The 17,474-nt window shown below is 40.9% G+C and carries 16 protein-coding genes; 6 read left to right on the top strand and 10 right to left on the bottom strand.

Annotation, left to right across the window (positions count from 1 at the left end; translation table 11 throughout):
* Positions 1 to 60: 60 nt before the first annotated feature.
* The 5 genes from EHO65_RS02035 to pyrB form a co-directional block, all read right to left on the bottom strand.
* The gene (locus EHO65_RS02035) at positions 61 to 720 is read right to left on the bottom strand and encodes a PROCN domain protein (protein ID WP_135772555.1); all 660 of its coding nucleotides are present in this window, start codon (positions 718 to 720) and stop codon (positions 61 to 63) included.
* A complete protein-coding gene (locus tag EHO65_RS02030) occupies positions 720 to 1,739 on the bottom strand; it encodes an adhesin OmpL37 family surface protein (RefSeq protein WP_135772554.1) in 1,020 nt (339 codons plus the stop codon). The genes EHO65_RS02035 and EHO65_RS02030 overlap by 1 nt, the downstream gene beginning before the upstream one ends.
* A 76-nt stretch (positions 1,740 to 1,815) precedes the next feature.
* The gene (locus EHO65_RS02025; protein WP_135772553.1) at positions 1,816 to 3,042 is read right to left on the bottom strand and encodes an LL-diaminopimelate aminotransferase; all 1,227 of its coding nucleotides are present in this window, start codon (positions 3,040 to 3,042) and stop codon (positions 1,816 to 1,818) included.
* 4 nt (positions 3,043 to 3,046) lie between these two features.
* Positions 3,047 to 3,406, bottom strand: a complete 360-nt coding sequence (locus EHO65_RS02020) for a DUF2203 domain-containing protein (RefSeq protein ID WP_020770201.1) — start codon at positions 3,404 to 3,406, stop codon at positions 3,047 to 3,049.
* Between the two features lie 10 nt (positions 3,407 to 3,416).
* On the bottom strand, positions 3,417 to 4,343 hold the full coding sequence (gene pyrB / locus EHO65_RS02015) for an aspartate carbamoyltransferase (RefSeq protein WP_135615599.1): 927 nt from the start codon (positions 4,341 to 4,343) through the stop codon (positions 3,417 to 3,419).
* 97 nt (positions 4,344 to 4,440) lie between these two features.
* On the opposite strand from pyrB, the gene EHO65_RS02010 reads away from it, so the two are divergent.
* Together EHO65_RS02010 and EHO65_RS19860 are read left to right on the top strand one after the other, a co-directional pair.
* Positions 4,441 to 4,623 (top strand): hypothetical protein, encoded by a 183-nt coding sequence (locus EHO65_RS02010; RefSeq protein ID WP_135772552.1) that lies wholly within the window; start codon positions 4,441 to 4,443, stop codon positions 4,621 to 4,623.
* On the top strand, positions 4,620 to 4,772 hold the full coding sequence (locus EHO65_RS19860) for a hypothetical protein (RefSeq protein ID WP_167481996.1): 153 nt from the start codon (positions 4,620 to 4,622) through the stop codon (positions 4,770 to 4,772). The genes EHO65_RS02010 and EHO65_RS19860 overlap by 4 nt, the downstream gene beginning before the upstream one ends.
* A 138-nt stretch (positions 4,773 to 4,910) precedes the next feature.
* Here the strand turns inward: EHO65_RS19860 and EHO65_RS02005 are convergent, their stop codons facing one another.
* The gene (locus tag EHO65_RS02005) at positions 4,911 to 8,036 is read right to left on the bottom strand and encodes an efflux RND transporter permease subunit (RefSeq protein ID WP_135772551.1); all 3,126 of its coding nucleotides are present in this window, start codon (positions 8,034 to 8,036) and stop codon (positions 4,911 to 4,913) included.
* Positions 8,037 to 8,047: 11 nt separating this feature from the next.
* Positions 8,048 to 8,989, bottom strand: a complete 942-nt coding sequence (locus tag EHO65_RS02000; protein WP_135772550.1) for a fatty acid desaturase family protein — start codon at positions 8,987 to 8,989, stop codon at positions 8,048 to 8,050.
* 166 nt (positions 8,990 to 9,155) lie between these two features.
* Here EHO65_RS02000 and EHO65_RS01995 point away from each other — a divergent pair, with 166 nt between their 5' ends.
* From EHO65_RS01995 to ruvA, 3 genes are all read left to right on the top strand, one after another.
* A complete protein-coding gene (locus EHO65_RS01995) occupies positions 9,156 to 10,289 on the top strand; it encodes an MBL fold metallo-hydrolase (RefSeq protein ID WP_135772549.1) in 1,134 nt (377 codons plus the stop codon).
* Between the two features lie 92 nt (positions 10,290 to 10,381).
* Positions 10,382 to 11,362: a hypothetical protein gene (locus tag EHO65_RS01990; protein WP_135772548.1), complete on the top strand. Its 981-nt coding sequence runs from the start codon at positions 10,382 to 10,384 to the stop codon at positions 11,360 to 11,362.
* A gap of 11 nt (positions 11,363 to 11,373) precedes the next feature.
* On the top strand, positions 11,374 to 12,009 hold the full coding sequence (gene ruvA, locus EHO65_RS01985; protein ID WP_135772547.1) for a Holliday junction branch migration protein RuvA: 636 nt from the start codon (positions 11,374 to 11,376) through the stop codon (positions 12,007 to 12,009).
* A gap of 46 nt (positions 12,010 to 12,055) precedes the next feature.
* Here ruvA and EHO65_RS01980 read toward each other — a convergent pair whose 3' ends face one another.
* Both EHO65_RS01980 and EHO65_RS01975 read right to left on the bottom strand, forming a co-directional pair.
* Positions 12,056 to 13,423: an adenylate/guanylate cyclase domain-containing protein gene (locus tag EHO65_RS01980; RefSeq protein ID WP_135772546.1), complete on the bottom strand. Its 1,368-nt coding sequence runs from the start codon at positions 13,421 to 13,423 to the stop codon at positions 12,056 to 12,058.
* A 46-nt stretch (positions 13,424 to 13,469) separates the two neighbouring features.
* Positions 13,470 to 14,609, bottom strand: coding sequence for a DUF819 family protein (locus EHO65_RS01975; RefSeq protein ID WP_135772545.1), 1,140 nt, complete (start codon positions 14,607 to 14,609; stop codon positions 13,470 to 13,472).
* 358 nt (positions 14,610 to 14,967) lie between these two features.
* Between EHO65_RS01975 and EHO65_RS01970 the strand changes: the two genes are divergently transcribed.
* The gene (locus tag EHO65_RS01970; protein ID WP_135772544.1) at positions 14,968 to 15,414 is read left to right on the top strand and encodes a DoxX family protein; all 447 of its coding nucleotides are present in this window, start codon (positions 14,968 to 14,970) and stop codon (positions 15,412 to 15,414) included.
* Positions 15,415 to 15,509: 95 nt separating this feature from the next.
* On the opposite strand, the gene EHO65_RS01965 is transcribed toward EHO65_RS01970, so the two are convergent.
* Positions 15,510 to 16,994, bottom strand: a complete 1,485-nt coding sequence (locus EHO65_RS01965) for a sulfurtransferase (protein WP_135772543.1) — start codon at positions 16,992 to 16,994, stop codon at positions 15,510 to 15,512.
* Positions 16,995 to 17,474 lie beyond the last annotated feature (480 nt).

Genomic DNA, 17,474 nt, shown 5'->3' with positions numbered 1-17,474 from the left:
CGGAATGACTTCTTTTGAAGCCTAAGCGAGAAAATTCCTCTACTTTTTTATGTGCTGAGACTAGTTTTTTATGAGGCGGTTTGCAGCGTTTCTGTATTCTTCCGGATAAGGAAGTTTCGATACTTTTAAGCTAGATAGAGAGTATTTTAAGGATCTTTTATATAATACTAATGCGTAAAGATGATTTCCGTCTCTCCGGAATTTATTTCCGGAAAGCCATTCTTCCCTTGCCATTCTGAAATAATCATTGGCCCTTTCTTCTTCTTTTACAGTAAGAGGATGATGATCTTCCGATTCCATTTTTAAAAAACGGGATTCTTTTGCTACATGTTGCAAAAGTTTATCCGAAGAAGTTTCTGCAAATTCGGACCAACGTTTCATAGATTCAGGAAGTGCCCTTTCGAGTAACGCTAAGCTATCCGTTTTTTCCTGTACACTTCCTACTTTGGAAGCAGAGTTCAAGTCTGCGGAATAATTTTCTATTTTTTGAAGATCTTTTTTGAGTTCTGAGGATTCGAATGAATTTCCGATCTCTCTTAGTATCCTAACTTTAGAATCTACCGATTTTTTTCTTTCTCTGAATCCTTGAGTGGACTGAGAAGAATAGATCCTTCCGGCCAGTATTGTCACTGCGATCAGTGAAAATACTACCAGCCATTTCCAAAATCGTCCCCCTTTTACTCTAAGAGAAATGATTTCGGCTGGAGTAGGAAGATCCATTACTTGTTTCCTCCCTGAGCAGGGACAGGAGGTAACGCTTCTATTTTATTGATATCGTCTACGCGGATCTCTTCATTACTTTTTTCTAAAAAAGAAACCCTTCCGTTGGTGATAAAGCTGTAATTGTCATCATGGACTTCTAATAGATCTACCGGATTATCTTTTCCTTCTCCAGGAGGAGCGATCTTAGGAGAAAGTAATTCGTTGTCTATATAATCAATAAGTGTGTTTCGGATACGGTCATAGTCGGAAATATTTTCCTTCTCTGCAATATTTCTGACTTCGTCCAAATTCACGAATTGGAATTCGCGCTTGTCGTCGTTCGGAGTTTTCGCTGCGATCATTGCGAGAAGTGCAAATCTTCTGGCCCTTCTTGCGATCTTGATACCTTCTCCAAAAAGTACAAGTTTCACTCTGAATTGGTAAGGAGAAGAATTATATGCAGTGGTAAAATTATCTTCGGAGGATTTTAGATCTCTAAATCCAAGCTTCAATAAATGTTGCGCGATCTTATCATTAGAACGAATGATCATTGGAGAAGCGGCTTCTAAAAGTATACGAGCAGTTTTGATATAATTTTCGTGAACTACTTGGAAGATGTCCTTCATCTCTCCTTGCGCGGACTTTAGGTTTTTATAAGATAAACTGTAGTTACTTTGGAAATACCACATATTCCCATTGAAGTCAGCTTGGTTTGCCTTCTTGAACGATCTATAATTGTCTATAGTATTCAGTTTTTTGAAAAGTTCAGTTTGTCCACTTGCGGTTGCAGTTTGACCAGATTGCGCATTCTCCGCTGCAGTTGCCACTCCGGCCTGGGATTTAGGCCCTGCACCTTCTTCCAAAGGTGGCGCAAGATTACTCACGCAGATATTGATGAACTTTATGTTTATCTTATTCTCATCAATCAGGATCGCGAGATTCGTTTGATCGGGAGAAACTGCATAAGTCCTATCCGTGAAAAAAATCGGCGCCGCAGCGAATATAAAAAGAAGAATGCGTGTATATTTCGAACCCATAGCTTTCCCTACTAGTAGTCTATCGGCAGGGTCTCGAAATGTATATTCTCTTTTTTTTGAGGAAAAAGCGCCCTGATTACAGAGCGCTAATTCGACGGATTGCTTCGATCACGTCGTCTTTTTTCCCGAAGGCGGAAAGTCTGAAATAACCTTCTCCCGCAGGTCCGAAACCGGAGCCTGGAGTTCCTACCACCTGAGCCTTGTCTAATAATTGGTCGAAGAAGTCCCAAGAGCTAAGATTATTAGGAGTTTTGAGCCAGATATAAGGAGCATTCACCCCACCGAATACTTCGTATCCTGCTTTGATGAGTCCCTCTCGGATCAATTTGGCATTAGCCATATAAGTATCGATGCTTGCTCGGATCTCTTTTTTTCCCTGAGGAGAATAGATCGCCTCGGCCGCTTTTTGGGTCACGTAAGAAACGCCGTTGAATTTAGTGGTATGTCTTCTGCTCCAAAGTTGACCTATAGAAACTTCCTGGCCGTCCTTTGTTTTTCCTTTTAATTCTTTAGGAATTACTATATAAGCACAACGAAGTCCTGTAAATCCTGCGGTTTTGGAGAAGGAGCGGAATTCTATTGCGACCTCTCTTGCTCCTTCTACCTCGTAAATAGATCTTGGAACTCCCGGTTCAGAGATAAATGCCTCATATGCAGAATCATAAAGAATGATACTATTATTCTTTTTAGCGTATTCCACCCAAGCTTTTAGGGATTCTTTCGAAGCCACAGTTCCGGTTGGATTATTAGGAAAACATAAATAGATTAGGTCCGGCCTTTCTTTAGGGAAATCCGGTTGGAATCCATTCTCTTTTGTAGAAGGCATATAGATCAGGTTGGCGTATCTTCCGTCCGGTCCTGCTTCCCCAGTTCTTCCTGCCATTACGTTCGTGTCCACATATACTGGATATACAGGATCTCCGATCGCGATCTTTGCATCTGTAGAGAATATTTCTTGGATATTTCCGCAGTCACATTTGGATCCGTCGGATACGAAAATTTCGCTCTCATCCAGTTTTACACCAAGAGGAGCATAATCATTATCTGCGATCGCCTTGAGTAGGAAAGAATATCCTTGTTCAGGCCCATATCCATGGAATCCTTCCGGAGTTCCCATTTCTTTTGAAGAAGAAACAAGTGCATCCACGACGGATGGAGCCAAAGGAAGAGTAACGTCTCCAATTCCTAGTCGGATAATCTTTGCGTTTGGATGTTTTTCAGAATAAACTTTTACTCTTCTTGCGATCTCCGGGAAAAGATATCCCGCTTTTAATTTCAGATAATTTTCGTTTATATTCGCCATTGAATTATTCGTAATCCTCGTCTATGTTTTGGATCGGTTTGCGTCCTGCAAAACCCTCGTCGTATCCGTGTTCGAAAAGAAGATCCTCTTCTCCCAGATGCCAACAATAATAACCTTTTCCGTTGTCGAAGTCTACAAGCCAAAGCCCTTTGACTTCTATACCAAGTTCCCGGATCTTTCCGGACCATTCTACCAATAGTTCTTCAACTTTGGTTTCTCTGGCTTCTTGTTCATTCTCTTGGTATAAACCGTTTTTCAGTTCTTGGTGAACCTTTCCAACGGTTTCGTAAAATTCTTCCGTGATGGACCGGACATAGGGTAGAATTTTACGTGCTTCTTCGTATGTCCAGATCTTACGTTCCATTCTACTCCGTTTAAAAACGAACGCCCAGGGAAAGACAGAGTAACGTCATTCTGCTTACTACTCCATACTTTGCCTGACGAAAGTACGCTGCGTTCGGAAGATCATCCACATCTGTAGAGAGTTCATTCACTCTTGGAAGAGGATGAAGTACTGTAGTTTCTTTTTTAGATGCGAGTATCAATTCTTTGTTCAACTTGAAGGATTCTTTTAATCTTTCGTATTCTTTATGGTCCGGAAATCTTTCTTCTTGGATGCGAGTCACATAAGCAATATCGCATTCCCAAACTTTTTTGATATCGTCAGATTCTTCGAAAGTGATAGGAAATCCTGCAAGCCCCTTCTTATAAGACTCAGGAAGAGAAAGTTCCGGAGGAGAAATCAAGTAAAGATGAACTTTATAATGGCGTAGAAGATTGATCAAACTATGGATCGTTCTTCCATATTTCAGATCGCCAATGAATGCAAGAGTGAGCCCGTCCAATTTTCCTTTTTCGGAAATGATCGTATATAGATCCAGAAGCGCTTGGGTGGGATGTTGACCTGCTCCATCTCCCGCGTTGATGACTGGGATTTTGACCGCACCGGCTGCAATTCTGGAGGAACCTTCCACAGGATGTCGGATCACCGCGATGTCTGCATAAGCTTCTACCATTTTCATGGTATCGTATAAGGTCTCGCCCTTTGAGATGGAAGAAAATTGGAAACCTACAGTGGAGATTACCCTTCCACCCAATCTTTCCATGGCAGCTTCGAATGAAAGTCTGGTCCTTGTAGAAGCTTCGAAAAAAAGAGAAGCCAGAAGTTTGCCTTCTAAAATTCCAAAGGCCTTATTTTGCTCCACCAGCCTTTCCATCTCTCGAGTTCTCTCGACTAAAAAGTCCAGATCCTCTTTGGAGAACTGGTCCGTATCCAGGATATTCTTATGCTCGTACGCCATTTTCTGGACAGATTGATCCGACCGGACACGGAGGCAAGAGAATTAAAAAAGGCTTTTCCAGTCTATATCCTAAGGTATCTTAAGGATAAAGTTTCCTATGTCCGAGAAAGATTCCATCCAAGAAATTATAAATCTGTATAAGAAAGATATAGATAGAACCTTAATCCGAGAGAATCTAAAGTTAACCCCGACTGAACGTATTCGGAAATTAGAGGAACTCCAACTAGTTGCCGAAGAAGTGAAACGAGCCGGAAAGAAATGGATGCAATCTCATAAATGACAAAATTTGAGAAGATCCTTGAGTTACTCGAAAACGCTGGTATCGGATTGAAAAAATTGATTGAGCTTAAAAAAGCAAGCGGTCGTCCGAAAGACTTTGAAGCGATCGCAGAACTCGAAGCAATTTTTGAAGAACAGAATAAACTTTAAGTCTAAAAGTTTCATACAGAGAACACGGAGGCAAGGCTCACGCAAAGCCGCAAAGTTTAGAAGAGGTTTTTGTAATTTGGCAAACTATATCTTCTTTTCTTAGCGCCTTAGCGTGAAAAAACTCTGTGCTCCTTTTTATTAATGATGCTTAGGCTCAGGCTTTGTTTTAAATCCTAACTTTGCTCTCAAATTTGAAAACACCGAAAGTGTTACAGGAACATAGAGTAAACTTCCCAGAGTTCCGAAGCCAAGTCCCCAACCTAATGCTAATGTCATAGGGATCAATACCGGATCCGATCCACCCACACTATACGCTGTAGGAAGAAGTCCCGCAACGGTAGTCAATGTAGTCAGCAAGATTGGGCGGAACCTTCTGCGGCTCGCTTCGAGTAAGATCTCATCCAAAGGTGCATTGGAAGATTTGCGTATAGAATCTATACAATCCACAAGCACGATGGATGCGTTTACCAAAACTCCGGCGAGTCCAATGATACCGATCATAGCTAAGAAGCTGAATGCTTTTCCGGATAATACAAAACCCGCTACGATCCCCACAAATCCAAGAGGTATTGTGCTCAAGATCAGTATAGGCCTTACAACATTCTGCAAAGTTAATGCAAGAATGATAAAGATCCCGAGTAACGCAATGAGTCCTGCTTTTCCGAGAGAGGCCATAGATCTTTGCGTGTCTTTCTCCTCTCCTCCGAATACGATGGAAACTCCAGGATATTGTCTTTCGATCAAAGGTTTGAACTCGTCGATTACCTTTTGGTTTGCTTCTCTCGAAGTCATACCTGTTTCGATCTTGATATCAGCATTCACAGTGACAGCTCTTTCAAAATCCCTATGAGAAAGTAATTCAGGGGAATCTTTTAGATCCATTCTGGAAATTTTTGCCAGGTTGGTAATATTTCCAGCCTTGTTCCTAAGAGGAATACTTTTGACTTCTTCCGGATTTTTACGGAAGTTCTTATCATACATTACTCTCAGATAAATTTTGGTTTTACCTTGGCGAACATTACCTGCTCTTTCTCCATCGTATGCTGTTCTAAGCATATTTGCGGCGGAGAAGGTAGACACTCCAGTAAAACTTTCCAGTCCCTCGTCGAGCTGGATGTACATCTGTTTTCGTCCATTACGATAATCATCTCGAACAGAATGAACACCTTTAATTCCTTTTAAGAAGGATTGCAGATCAGCGGAAACTTTCTTAAGGACTTCATAATCTTTTCCTAATACACCGATCGTGATAGGTGCTCCGATCGGAGGTGCCATCGCCATTTCTTCCAAATATACATCTGAAAGTCCCGGAGTTTTCCGGATATCATCCTCGATGGAGGCTAATATTTCGGAGGCTTTTCTCACCCTTTTAGATTCTGGAGTGAGATATACCATGATCACTCCCAAGTTCTCTCCGAATCTGGAAAGCGGATCATCCGGATCCGTTTGTTGTACACCAATCTTAGTGGAATAACTCACCAATTCTTCTTTTGGAATCTTCTTCAAGATCTCTTCCATATACTTCATCTTATCTCTAGTTTGGAAGATACGAGAAGAAGGAGGAAACTCTGCTTTGATCAGGAAGATCTCGATATCCTCTTTCGGGAAAAGTATAAAGTCCATCTGGGACATTACTCCACAGGAGCCCATCACTATCAGTATGATCGCAAAGAAGGACTTGTTTCGATTTCGGATCGTAAAAGCCACAAAGTCTGCAAACCTTTCCTCCATTCTTGCAAAGAATGCATCCAAGGATTTTCTGAACTTGGAAGTCCTCTTCAATTCATCCGGAGTTTTTGCAAATGCTGCAATTCTCGCCGGAAGAAATAAGAAAGACTCAATCAAACTCGCAGTCAATGCGATGATTACCACGAGCGGGATCTGCCAAATAAATTTTCCCATGATCCCCGCCATGAATAACATAGGGAGGAATGCGGCCACGGTAGTGAGATAAGATCCGAAGATCGGGACCAACATCTCAGTGGTTCCTTTCAAGGCAGCGGATGTTTTGTCCATTTTCTCGCCTAGATAGGTATAGATATTTTCCGAAATTACGATGGAGTTATCCACGAGCATCCCGAGGGAAATGATAAGTCCCATCATAGAGATCATATTGAAGGAAACATCAAAGAAAGGAAGTGCTGCGAATGTCATTAACATCGAAAGAGGCAATGACATAGAGGTCAGAGTTGCAGTTCTGAAATCTAAGAATAAAAACAAGATCCCGAAAACGATCAAGAACCCGATGAGAGCATTGGAAGAAACCACGTTCAATCTATTCTTGGTTCTTTTTGCTTCATCGTTTAATTTGAATGTTTTAATACTTTCAGGATAAATTTTTTCAAGTTCCTTTAATCGAGCCTGGACATTATCTGCAACTTCAATTGCATCCGCTCTTTCCTTTTTAATAACGGAAAGAACCAAACCCTGCTGCCCATTTGCAATCGCAAGGAACCTAGGATATTCGAATGTATCTTCAACCCTTGCCAGATTACCGATACGAACAGTGGAAAATATATCATTGGTTCGAACCGGGATTTTTCCGATCTCGGAAGGATTTTTAAATTCTCCGTCTATCCTAAGATCAAATGCATTCTCAGAATCCACGGAACCGGCAGGAAGATTGATGTTACGAGTGCGGATCGTTCTTGTGATATCGGAAAGATCCAATTGGTATTGTTTCAATCTGTCTGCATTTACAAGTATATGCCATTCTCTATCACGTTTTCCGAATACATCTACTCTAGCGATTCCCGGGATCTTTTCCAATTCCAGTTCTATAAATTCAGCGATTGTATGAAGTTCAATCTCGTCCTTACCGCCATAAACGGAGAAGTCCATGATCGGGAATGAACCTGATTTTCTTTCCGTAATTTTAGGTTTTTCAGTTACCTGAGGAGGAAAATCGGAGATAGCATTGTCTACCGCTCTTCGGATCTCATCCAAAACTTTTTCAGGATTTTTCTCCTCTAAGCTTACACGAACATCTATATCGGAAACGGAGTTACGGGAGAAGGAACGGATCTCATCTATACCGTCTATCTCCTTGATCTTTTCCTCGATCGGATACGTTACCCGTAATTCCACGTCCGCAGGAGAAGCTCCCGGGAATTTTGTGGTAATCACGAGCTGCTTCATATCCACATTCGGGAAAGCATCTCTGCGCAAACCGCAAAGTGACATTCCCCCCGCGGCAACAATGAATATGACTCCCAAATACATGAAGAGTCTATTGTGAATGAAAGATTGTATTATCGTTCTCATATGTTTTCTTTTTATTTAGAAATTTTTCCATCCAAAGGTTCTAAGAGCCCGCCCCATTGGCTCCATGCTTGTTTAATAAAACTTTTGTCCCAGGTTTCTCCGCAAACCTCCATTTGTTTCGGTAATCGATCCCAAGAACAACCCGGGAATCTATGATGAATCCTATGATAATTAAAATGTAAAAAAAACGCACTTACCGTTTTCGGTAGAGTTAAATTAAAGGCCGAATTTTTATCATTAATTTCTTTCCCGTAATGATACGCATTATCGAAAAATGATATAAAAAAGGACCTGCTTAAAAGTAGGAATACCAACAAAGGCCAATTACTTCCGAACAACCAAAAAGAAGGAATATAGAAGATCAAAATCCATAATATATCCTTTCTTAATTCTTCCAAAATTTCAGGACGATAGATCCATTTAAAAAAACCTTCCTCAATAGGATACTCGATGAATCGATCCACTGTCTGCCTTGTCCAACGAGAAGGCAGAGAAAGTAAAAGCCCTGAACCTACTTCAAAAATGTAAGTCGCCACAGTAATTCTGAAATAATAATTCAAACTCTGAAACCATCTAGGCTTTCGAGAATTTGGATCATAAAATTCGATCCGATCACCAGGTTCTCTGTTGAACTTATGATGCATCAGATGACTACATTTCAGAACCGAATATGGAGCCCCGAACACGATACAAAGAAATCTTCCCCAAAAATGATTCTGCTTTCTTTCGTTCGAAAAGTTCCCATGAATACTTTCATGGATCAAATTCCAAAAAGTATAAGACACCGGCCCCAAAGCTGCGGCAAAAACCCAAGCTGCCCAATTGGGAAAACTACTTAATAATAGACCCACTGGTAACAAAAAATGGAAGCTGATAAATAAAAATAGGACCGTAAGCGAAAGTATTCTATTTTTCGCAAATGGTAGGTCCCTGATCTGTATAGAAGCTTCCATTTAGGATAGAACGGATTAGAGCCGAATTTTCTGCAAGCAACCTGCTGAACTGAGGCCTGGCGACATCGGTCGGTTTGAAAAAAAAATGGTTCGATCTTATGCGGTTCCGAAGAATAGAAATAAATTGAATAGGTTCTATTCTTTTAGAAAAAATTCGGCTCCAAAAATGTTACAAGAGGTCCAAAACAACAATATGAGTTTAATATTCCATTCCGCGACTCTCTTACTCGCAATTTCATTTTTCTATTGTTTTCCATTGGATCCAGAGAGGGTAAAGTCCCCCAGTTATAAAGAAGGTAGATATCATAATTTAGATCCGGATGAAGAATTACAGGGAAAGTCCCCCTTGGCCATATTACGTTGGAAGCTCTGGGGACCTAAAGATCCGCCTGCAGTAGAAGGTCTCACCGAAGAACTTCCTACAGTATTGGAAAGAAACTCTAAAGACCTAGTCGCTCCGGAGGGAAAAGTAAGAGTGGTATGGTTCGGACATGCCACAGTTTGGATCTCTTCTACAAAAAATGGAAAAACGGTAAACGTTCTAACAGATCCTATCTTTGAGGCTCCTATTCTGGTCACAAGACTAGTCAAACTTCCAATTCCAAAAGAGGATCTTCCTCCGGTGGACTTTGTAGTAGTAAGTCATGCTCATAGAGACCATTTGGACCGAGATACATTACGCTACTTGAGAAGTAAAAATCCGAACTTGCAGATACTTCTTCCCTCCGGAATGAAATCATTTTCGGAAGAAGAAAATTTAGGATCTACAGTTTCCCAAGAGTTGGACCAAGTTACCACTAAAGAATCCGTAAAGATCACATTCCTTCCTGCGCATCATTGGAGCAGAATGGGAATCTCAGATACGAACCAATACTTCTGGGGAAGTTATTCCTTAGAAGCTCAGGGAAAGATCATCTACTTTGCGGGGGATACCGGATATTCTTCACATTTCAAAAATATCTCGGAACGTTTAGGAAAACCTGTCGATCTTGCACTTCTTCCTATCGGAGCTTATAAGCCTAGATGGTTTATGAAATATGCGCATATCGGACCCGAGGAAGCTTTGATGGCGACTAAGGACCTAAATGCAAAATCATTCGCTCCTATCCATTGGGGGACATTCCCTTTAGGAGATGATCTACCTAAGGAACCTGTGTTGGACCTCAAACAAAGATTATCCTTCCCTAATTCTCCAGATACAAAAGGGATCAATCCTCCATCCGACGGAATTTCCTGGGGAACTAAGGATGGGGTCAAAATTGTACCGTGGACTATCGGAAGCGGGATAGACTTGGAATGATTTGGAAATTTCTATCTTAAGAAAAAAAGGTGCCTCCCGGAACTATTCCTGAATTCTGGCATAGAACTGTGTCCTGGAGGCTTCCGTCCAAAATGAGATCCGAAACTAAATCGTCATCTTTCGTCCATTATATTATCTTAATACTACTGACCTTCTCCACTTCCCTATTTGCCGTAGGAGGAGAAGAAAAACTTACTCCATTACAACTTGCACAGGCAAAAGGGACTGCTCAGCCTGAACAGGTTAAAAAAGAAGAAAGGAGAGTTGACCAAAGAAAAGGTCGCTGGTCCTTCCAATGGGGATATAATAGAGATTCTTATACCCAAAGTGATATCAACTTCAAAGGGCCTGGATATTCTTTTACATTAAAGGATGTGGTTGCTAGGGACAAACCGGAAAGATTCTCTACGGATGTATATTTGAATCCTTCTCTCTGGGAAATCCCTCAGTATAATTTCAAACTTACATACTATCTCACTGACAATCTGTTCATCGCATTTGGGCAAGATCATATGAAATATGTAATGTCCAGAGGGCAGGCAGCAAGCATCAGCGGATATATAGATCCTAATGCGATAGAATGGGCAAGGCTTCATACTTCTTTCGAGTCTGCTCCTTATGCATTATTATTTCCGAATAATATAAATCAATTCGCGGGATATCATGGAGGAGAGACGGTCAATATTTCTCCGGATTTCTTGAAATTCGAACATACTGACGGACTCAATTATCTATTTGTTGATCTCGGTTACGTAGCGCCCCTCTGGGTTTCTCCAAATGGAGAGAATGCATTTAGTTTAGTAGGTTCCGTCGGAGCTGGACCTGTTGTTTGCAGAAGTGATGTGAGACTTTTCGGAGAAGGCCATAATAATAGATTCCACCTTTCTGGATACGGAGTCTCCGGATATTCAGCAGTTAGGATCGATTTATTCAAATCCTTCTTCTTTGAATTCGGAGCAAAAGGTGGATATATAGATCTAACAAGCATCTATACAAACGGTAAATCTAAAGATAGAGCCACTCAAAACTTCGGATTTGTGGAAATGATTGCCTCCGCAGGCATCACTTTTTAAACTTTCCCGACATGATCTCCGGACTACAAGGTTCCATCCGAAAACTGGAAGTAGGTACCGTGAACTTAGATGTTCACGGAGTAACTTACGAAATCGTAATCTCATTCAAGACCTATTGGGAATTGAAAGAATTCCAAACTTCTGCAAAAGAAGTAAGGCTACATATCCATCATTCCATTACTGAAAGAGGCCAAAAACTTTTTGGATTCCTACACGAAAGAGATAAAGAATTTTTCAAAGTAATGAAGGGCCTACATGGGATAGGAGAAATGACTGCACTCAAAGTACTTTCTTTCTTCAGTCCCTGGGAATTACATAAGATCGCTTCTTCGGGAGAAGCAAAAGACTTGGAAAAAATTCCCAAAGTCAGAGCCAAAACATCTGAAAAAATATTTTTCGAAGTAAAACAAAATCTTAAAAAACTGGAATTGTTTTTAGAAGCAGGCTCGGAGGATCCATCGATCCCGGAAACTTCCAAAGAAAGACTTCCTTCACCAGAAGATCGTTTCAAAGAAACTGCAGTCCAAGCGCTTGTTCAATTAGGATTTGAAGATAAATCAGCTCTCAAAGAAGTGGAGAAGGTCCTAAAAAAACAAAGTTTTACGGATACAGGAGAACTGATCCGAGAAATATTAAAAAATCTTTAAATAAATCCTGCTTGTTGAAATTCCAACAAATTGAACCAAATTCCCATTAGCCGGCATTTCCGACTTCAGCCTTTTCTGCGCCCGATAGCAAAGCCGCGTAACGTTTTTCGAATTCGGAGTTTGGGACCCTTGGCTCCCCTGCCCTATGCAATTCAGGCAAGAGTCCTTGAACAAAATACATATCAATATTACCCTTATGCTTTGCAGCAATTTGGCCACGATACTCGCAATCAAAGAAATCTTTGACGAGCGCATAAGTTGCACCTGAAATATTGATTTTACCTGTGGCACCCGAAGATTCACATCTGCTCGCCGTATTTACAGTATCACTCCAAACATCATAAGCAAACTTCTTCTCGCCTATGACTCCTGCCACCAAGTCTCCTGAATGAATTCCCAATCGAAGCTGCCAGTATGGAAGATTCTGAGATGTTTTAATTTCCTTCATTTGATTCATAAATGCTTGGATCTCGAGAGCTGCAAGAACACAGTCCACAGCATGAGTAGAGCTGCTATTTGGAATTCCTCCCACAAACATATAACTATCTCCGATGGTCTTGAGTTTCTCGAGCTTGTATCGATCCATTAAACTATCGAAATAGGAAAAGCATCGATCTAACTCCGCGACCAGTTCGCTAGGCCCTAGGGATTCGGAAATTTTCGTAAATCCTTCAAAATCAGTGAAACAAACCGTAGCGGAGGGAAAATGACGAGGTTTACTGATCCCATTCTGCTTCAATTCATCTGCAACTTCTCTCGGCAAAATATTAAGCAGAAGTTTCTCAGACTGAGCGTGTTCTTGAGACAGTTTGTCCTCAGCTTTGTTGACCGCCTTTACGAACTGATAAATAATAGAAATCATAGCTATTACCAAAAGAACAAGAGGAGGCATCAGATAATCTGCAGGCACAATCCATCTAGGAGGACCGAATATCGCCGACCCGCCAAATACCCTATAATAATATTGAGAGGCTAAGAAAAAAAAGACCGGAAGAATTACAAGGCTCCAAAGAGTTTTCGTCCGAGTTCGCAAAATCATCAGGAACGGCAAAATAGAACTGACCAAAAATCCCAGCGGTGCTGGGTCATCCGCTTGTGCTACTGTGAGAACTGTAAATTCGAAATTCAGAGCAACAAGTGTCATAACTGCTGCAGCTGTTTGTCTCCGCTTAGTAAGTAAGTACCGCGCAACTCCAAGAGCAATCAGGAAGATGGTGAGCATGGAATAGGAATATAAATGTGTTTCAGGGGGCTCAGTGAAATAAATTGGTATCGCTAGAAAAGCTGGGATTATAAATATTATGAACTGTGTGGATCCAGTGGTACGAATGGCGCGTATCTCTTGGTCATTGAGACCTTGAGTGATTCCGATTAATTGTACCCAATCTATGAACCTGTTGAAACGTGAAATCATCCGGAAAGAGAATCATGAAAATTATCCAACGCAAGCTTTCTTTTTCCTATCTCGCCAAGAACCAATACACTGCCAAACCTAAATAATTCCCGACAGCATAACCGACGAGCCCAGTTAAAATTCCCAAGATCAACACACCTCTATTCCCTATTGCGGCCGCAACAGAGGGCACAAACGCAGGGCCATAAATACTGGAAACAGAAGTGATAATCCAAGTATCCACAGGGATTCTAAATAAGATCCCAAAAAGTAAATGAAGAAGGATCGCAATCGACATGGTTGCAAGCACGATTAAAAGAACACCGGAAGCACCCTTAACTAAACTTCCAAAATCTGCCAGGAAACCTATGGCTACAGAGAATATTAGAATAAAATAATACCCAACCGGATAAGTATTCAATCTTCTTACTTTTTTAGAAAATGAGATCCCGATTCCCCAGGTAGTGATGCCGAGTAAGATCAAAGGTGCAGAAGAAGTTCCTAAAATCACTTGGGAAACTCCAAGAGAAGCAGCAAGTCCCAAAATGGAAAGAAAAACTCCTATCAATAAGCGTATAACAGGATTTTTTGGAGAAACTTGGACTTCCGAAATAACTTCTCCTTCTTCTCCGCTTGCTATCTCCGGCTTTAGAAAAATCGAATATACTTTTTTGGAAAAACTTAGTAGAAATAAAAGATAAGTTCCACCAATTAAAAGATCTACAGTGTTTACGAGTGCAATTGTTGCCTTTCCAGTATCCAAAGCCAAGCCGATTGCATTTGAATTCGGAGTTCCTCCCGTATACAAACCTGCAAGCATTCCACCTATTTTAGAAGATTCTGGATGCAAGGAACTTAAGAAAAATCCAACGGAAACAGATGAGATAGCTACAGCAATACAGGATAGAAAGAAGGAAAACAATGCAAGCCTTGCCTCTTTGATACCTCGTCCAAAATCAGAAGAAGCCAGTAATAAAGGGATCGCTATCGGAATAGAAATTTCGGAAATTGTTTCTGCGATTTTCTTAGGTAAAAACTCAGTTGGGATCAAGTTCCCCAAAATGATCCCCGAAGCGTAGCATAGAACGACAGGACCTAAAAACCCAAGCCACTTATGCTTCTTAGAAAGACTTCCTGCAAGCCATGGAAATCCGAGAATAAATCCTAAAAATAATACAGAGATTATCCAATGGAATACTTCCGACATCTTCTCTCCTGATCTTTTTTTGAATTCGCTAAAAGATCTTTAGGACCATCCCGAATCAAACTCTCACAAATAACAGATTTAATTCTGTTATATTGAATTTTACCGAAAATTTAGGTGAATAAACTGGGCCATTGAATCATATATTGATCCTATCTAAAAGTCGAAAATTTTGTGCTAAATTGGCGATTTCTGACCGCTTATTGGAGGCAAATTCGGGAGCGGGAGTTCCTACCTGAAAAATTTTCCGATTTTTGGCCGACCCTGGTGAAAAAAACTTGTAAGAAATACTTCATATTCAAAGTAATATACTTTAATAATAAACTATTAATTCCTAAATTAATAGAAGGAAGTATTCAAAATGTTAGAAACTCTATTAGCAACCAGCAACGATATCGTTCCTCTGGTCTTAAGATTGACCCTAGGGATCGTAATCTTCCCACATGGTGCTCAAAAATTACTGGGTTGGTTCGGCGGTTACGGATTCAAAGGAACCTACGGTTATTTTACTCAAACTGCCGGACTTCCCGGGATCATCGCATTCTTAGTTATCATTGGTGAATCATTCGGTTCAGTGGCTTTAGTTCTCGGATTACTTACCCGCTTCTCCGCAATTTCAATCGGACTCATTATGCTTGGAGCGGCCCTACTCGTTCATAGAGAGCACGGATTTTTCATGAACTGGTTCGGAGCTCAAAAAGGAGAAGGTTACGAATTCCAAGTATTGGCAATCGGACTTGCAATTGCATTAGCAATCGTAGGCGGAGGAGCTTACTCTTTGGATCTAGCGATCCTTTCTTCACTATAAGATAAATCTTCTTAATTTAAATATTATTAATATTTAAATCGCAAAAAGGCTCCATATTGGAGCCTTTTCTTTTCTCGAAGCCAAAATTTTTAAGATTAATACTTATAAGCCTTATCTTGTAATTGAGCCTTACGAGTCGTGGTCGAAGTAGGATCGATATCCGCTTGAGCCACAGTGACATATGGGCTTCCAGTTCCACCGGAGGAATGTGAATTATAGTTAATGATCCCTGCAGGAGCATAACTTAGATCAGCAGTATCCGTTCTGAAAGGAGAAGTTAAAGAAAGTTTATTAAAACTAGTTCCTTCCGTAGAATCCGGATATTCCGCAACAAGAGAAGTCCATTCCACTAAAGAACCATCATAGAATACAGTAGGATATCCTAATATATTCTGAGAAACAAATCCATTCACCTGTGCTTCAAAATTTGTTCTACATTGAGAAACAATCGTAGATCCCGCAGTATAACCGGCTCCACCTGTTCCCGTATTCGCAAAAATGCCGGCAAGAGTTACCTTATCCTTGAATCTATAACCGGTAGCGGAAGTATCCAATAAAGAAGCCCAAGGAAATGTTTTTGCTCCTTTGATCCTAGTTTCAAACAGAACGTACTTTTTAGGAGTCCCGCTCACACCTGCAGCTGGCGCACCTGAATCATTCCAGGCAGTTGTGATATGATTTGCTCCTGAGTTTGTAATTCCAACTGTTTGGTCAAACTGCGCCGTAGGTCTTGCATCCACTATGATCTGAGTTCCTGTGAGCCCGCTGATAGAAGCAGTACCGTTATTTTTCACGATCTTAATGATGTCTTCGAGTGTTAAAGTGATGATGGTATTATCAACCTTCAATTGTTTCACACTAAAACCACCGTTTGTATTCGGAGCTGTATCTTTCGTTGCAGAAAGATAAGTGGCATTCGTAAAATTGGTCCTGATATCTCCGTTTAAGATCGCAAGATGTTTGATATCAGCTCCCCAATATCTTAACCAGTAAATTCCTCTGGTAACATCTTGGGTTTGGCTTCCGTTCGTATAAGCAGTACCGTTATTATTTGCGGATCCGACTGCGAAAACTACTAGGTCCGTATTTAAATTGATCCCATAAACCTGTAACCATTGGTCAACGGTTGCGCCATCCGCTTGATAACGGACAGAGTTCTTAATTAAACCTGTGTTTCTTTGCTGATTAAAACGAAATCCGGCCTGGAAATCATCCAGATGATACACATACACTCCATTCGCATTGTCGGACTTGATATAAGATCTTCCACTTGTATCCCCGGAAAAATTATTCGCTAGGCTACTCTGCAAGATCACAAGCTTTCCGCTGATATGAGATGGCTTTTGGTTTTGCCAATCGCTTACCCAAGATTCCAAACGAGAAGCAGTTACAAGACCCCATTCATTATCATCATAAGAAGCCGCAGACTCATTTGTTAAATCCGCCGCAGAACTGACTGGAATCGAATTTTCAAAACCGGCCAATACCGCTAGAGCAGAATTAGAATCTCCACCCCCTGAATCACAGGAGACAAACGCCCCCAAAACAAGGCTTACCAGCCCAATATAGATCACCTTCATTTATATTTCTCCTAACGTGCAAACCACGAGTTAGCCTTTTCTGCTTAGAACCTTTCCAAAAATCAGTCCAAATATACAATATAACAGAAAATATAACGTAATAACGGAAAATATATTGGTTCAGTTTCCAAAGTATTGTCACGGAAATGTCTCGACCCTTTTCTCTTCCGGGTGAAGGAACTCCTCAAGAGAAACCCAGGACCTTCTACTCTTTGCGACTTCGCGTGAAATAAAAACTAGATAGATTTCGGCTCAAAGACAAAGGCATGAAGTTACCGAAGATTTCACCGCTAGGGATGCGAAGGGCTTTAGTCACGAAGTGACGAGGGCGAATGCCCGAGCCCGTAGCAGCCCGGTCCCGCCCAAGCGGGAAGCGGCCAAATTCATAATTGAACTAAGGTTTATCCATGCATTTAAAGACTCTTGTTGGAACTCCTACCGAAAGGGGATGGACAGGATTCTTCCAGGTAAAATCCTTAG

It is taken from the genome of Leptospira andrefontaineae (assembly GCF_004770105.1).
GTDB lineage: Bacteria > Spirochaetota > Leptospiria > Leptospirales > Leptospiraceae > Leptospira_B > Leptospira_B andrefontaineae.
The sequence above is the reverse complement of the archived record's forward strand: the minus strand, read 5'-3'. Positions and strand labels throughout refer to the sequence as shown.

Excerpts from the sequence above, each read along its gene's own strand:
- EHO65_RS02035 (WP_135772555.1), bottom strand. The coding sequence starts at position 720 with ATGGATCTTCCTACTCCAGCCGAAATCATTTCTCTTAGAGTAAAAGGG.
- EHO65_RS02030 (WP_135772554.1), bottom strand. The coding sequence starts at position 1,739 with ATGGGTTCGAAATATACACGCATTCTTCTTTTTATATTCGCTGCGGCG.
- EHO65_RS02025 (WP_135772553.1), bottom strand. The coding sequence starts at position 3,042 with ATGGCGAATATAAACGAAAATTATCTGAAATTAAAAGCGGGATATCTT.
- EHO65_RS02020 (WP_020770201.1), bottom strand. The coding sequence starts at position 3,406 with ATGGAACGTAAGATCTGGACATACGAAGAAGCACGTAAAATTCTACCC.
- pyrB (WP_135615599.1), bottom strand. The coding sequence starts at position 4,343 with ATGGCGTACGAGCATAAGAATATCCTGGATACGGACCAGTTCTCCAAA.
- EHO65_RS02010 (WP_135772552.1), top strand. The coding sequence starts at position 4,441 with ATGTCCGAGAAAGATTCCATCCAAGAAATTATAAATCTGTATAAGAAA.
- EHO65_RS19860 (WP_167481996.1), top strand. The coding sequence starts at position 4,620 with ATGACAAAATTTGAGAAGATCCTTGAGTTACTCGAAAACGCTGGTATC.
- EHO65_RS02005 (WP_135772551.1), bottom strand. The coding sequence starts at position 8,036 with ATGAGAACGATAATACAATCTTTCATTCACAATAGACTCTTCATGTAT.
- EHO65_RS02000 (WP_135772550.1), bottom strand. The coding sequence starts at position 8,989 with ATGGAAGCTTCTATACAGATCAGGGACCTACCATTTGCGAAAAATAGA.
- EHO65_RS01995 (WP_135772549.1), top strand. The coding sequence starts at position 9,156 with ATGTTACAAGAGGTCCAAAACAACAATATGAGTTTAATATTCCATTCC.
- EHO65_RS01990 (WP_135772548.1), top strand. The coding sequence starts at position 10,382 with ATGAGATCCGAAACTAAATCGTCATCTTTCGTCCATTATATTATCTTA.
- ruvA (WP_135772547.1), top strand. The coding sequence starts at position 11,374 with ATGATCTCCGGACTACAAGGTTCCATCCGAAAACTGGAAGTAGGTACC.
- EHO65_RS01980 (WP_135772546.1), bottom strand. The coding sequence starts at position 13,423 with ATGATTTCACGTTTCAACAGGTTCATAGATTGGGTACAATTAATCGGA.
- EHO65_RS01975 (WP_135772545.1), bottom strand. The coding sequence starts at position 14,609 with ATGTCGGAAGTATTCCATTGGATAATCTCTGTATTATTTTTAGGATTT.
- EHO65_RS01970 (WP_135772544.1), top strand. The coding sequence starts at position 14,968 with ATGTTAGAAACTCTATTAGCAACCAGCAACGATATCGTTCCTCTGGTC.
- EHO65_RS01965 (WP_135772543.1), bottom strand. The coding sequence starts at position 16,994 with ATGAAGGTGATCTATATTGGGCTGGTAAGCCTTGTTTTGGGGGCGTTT.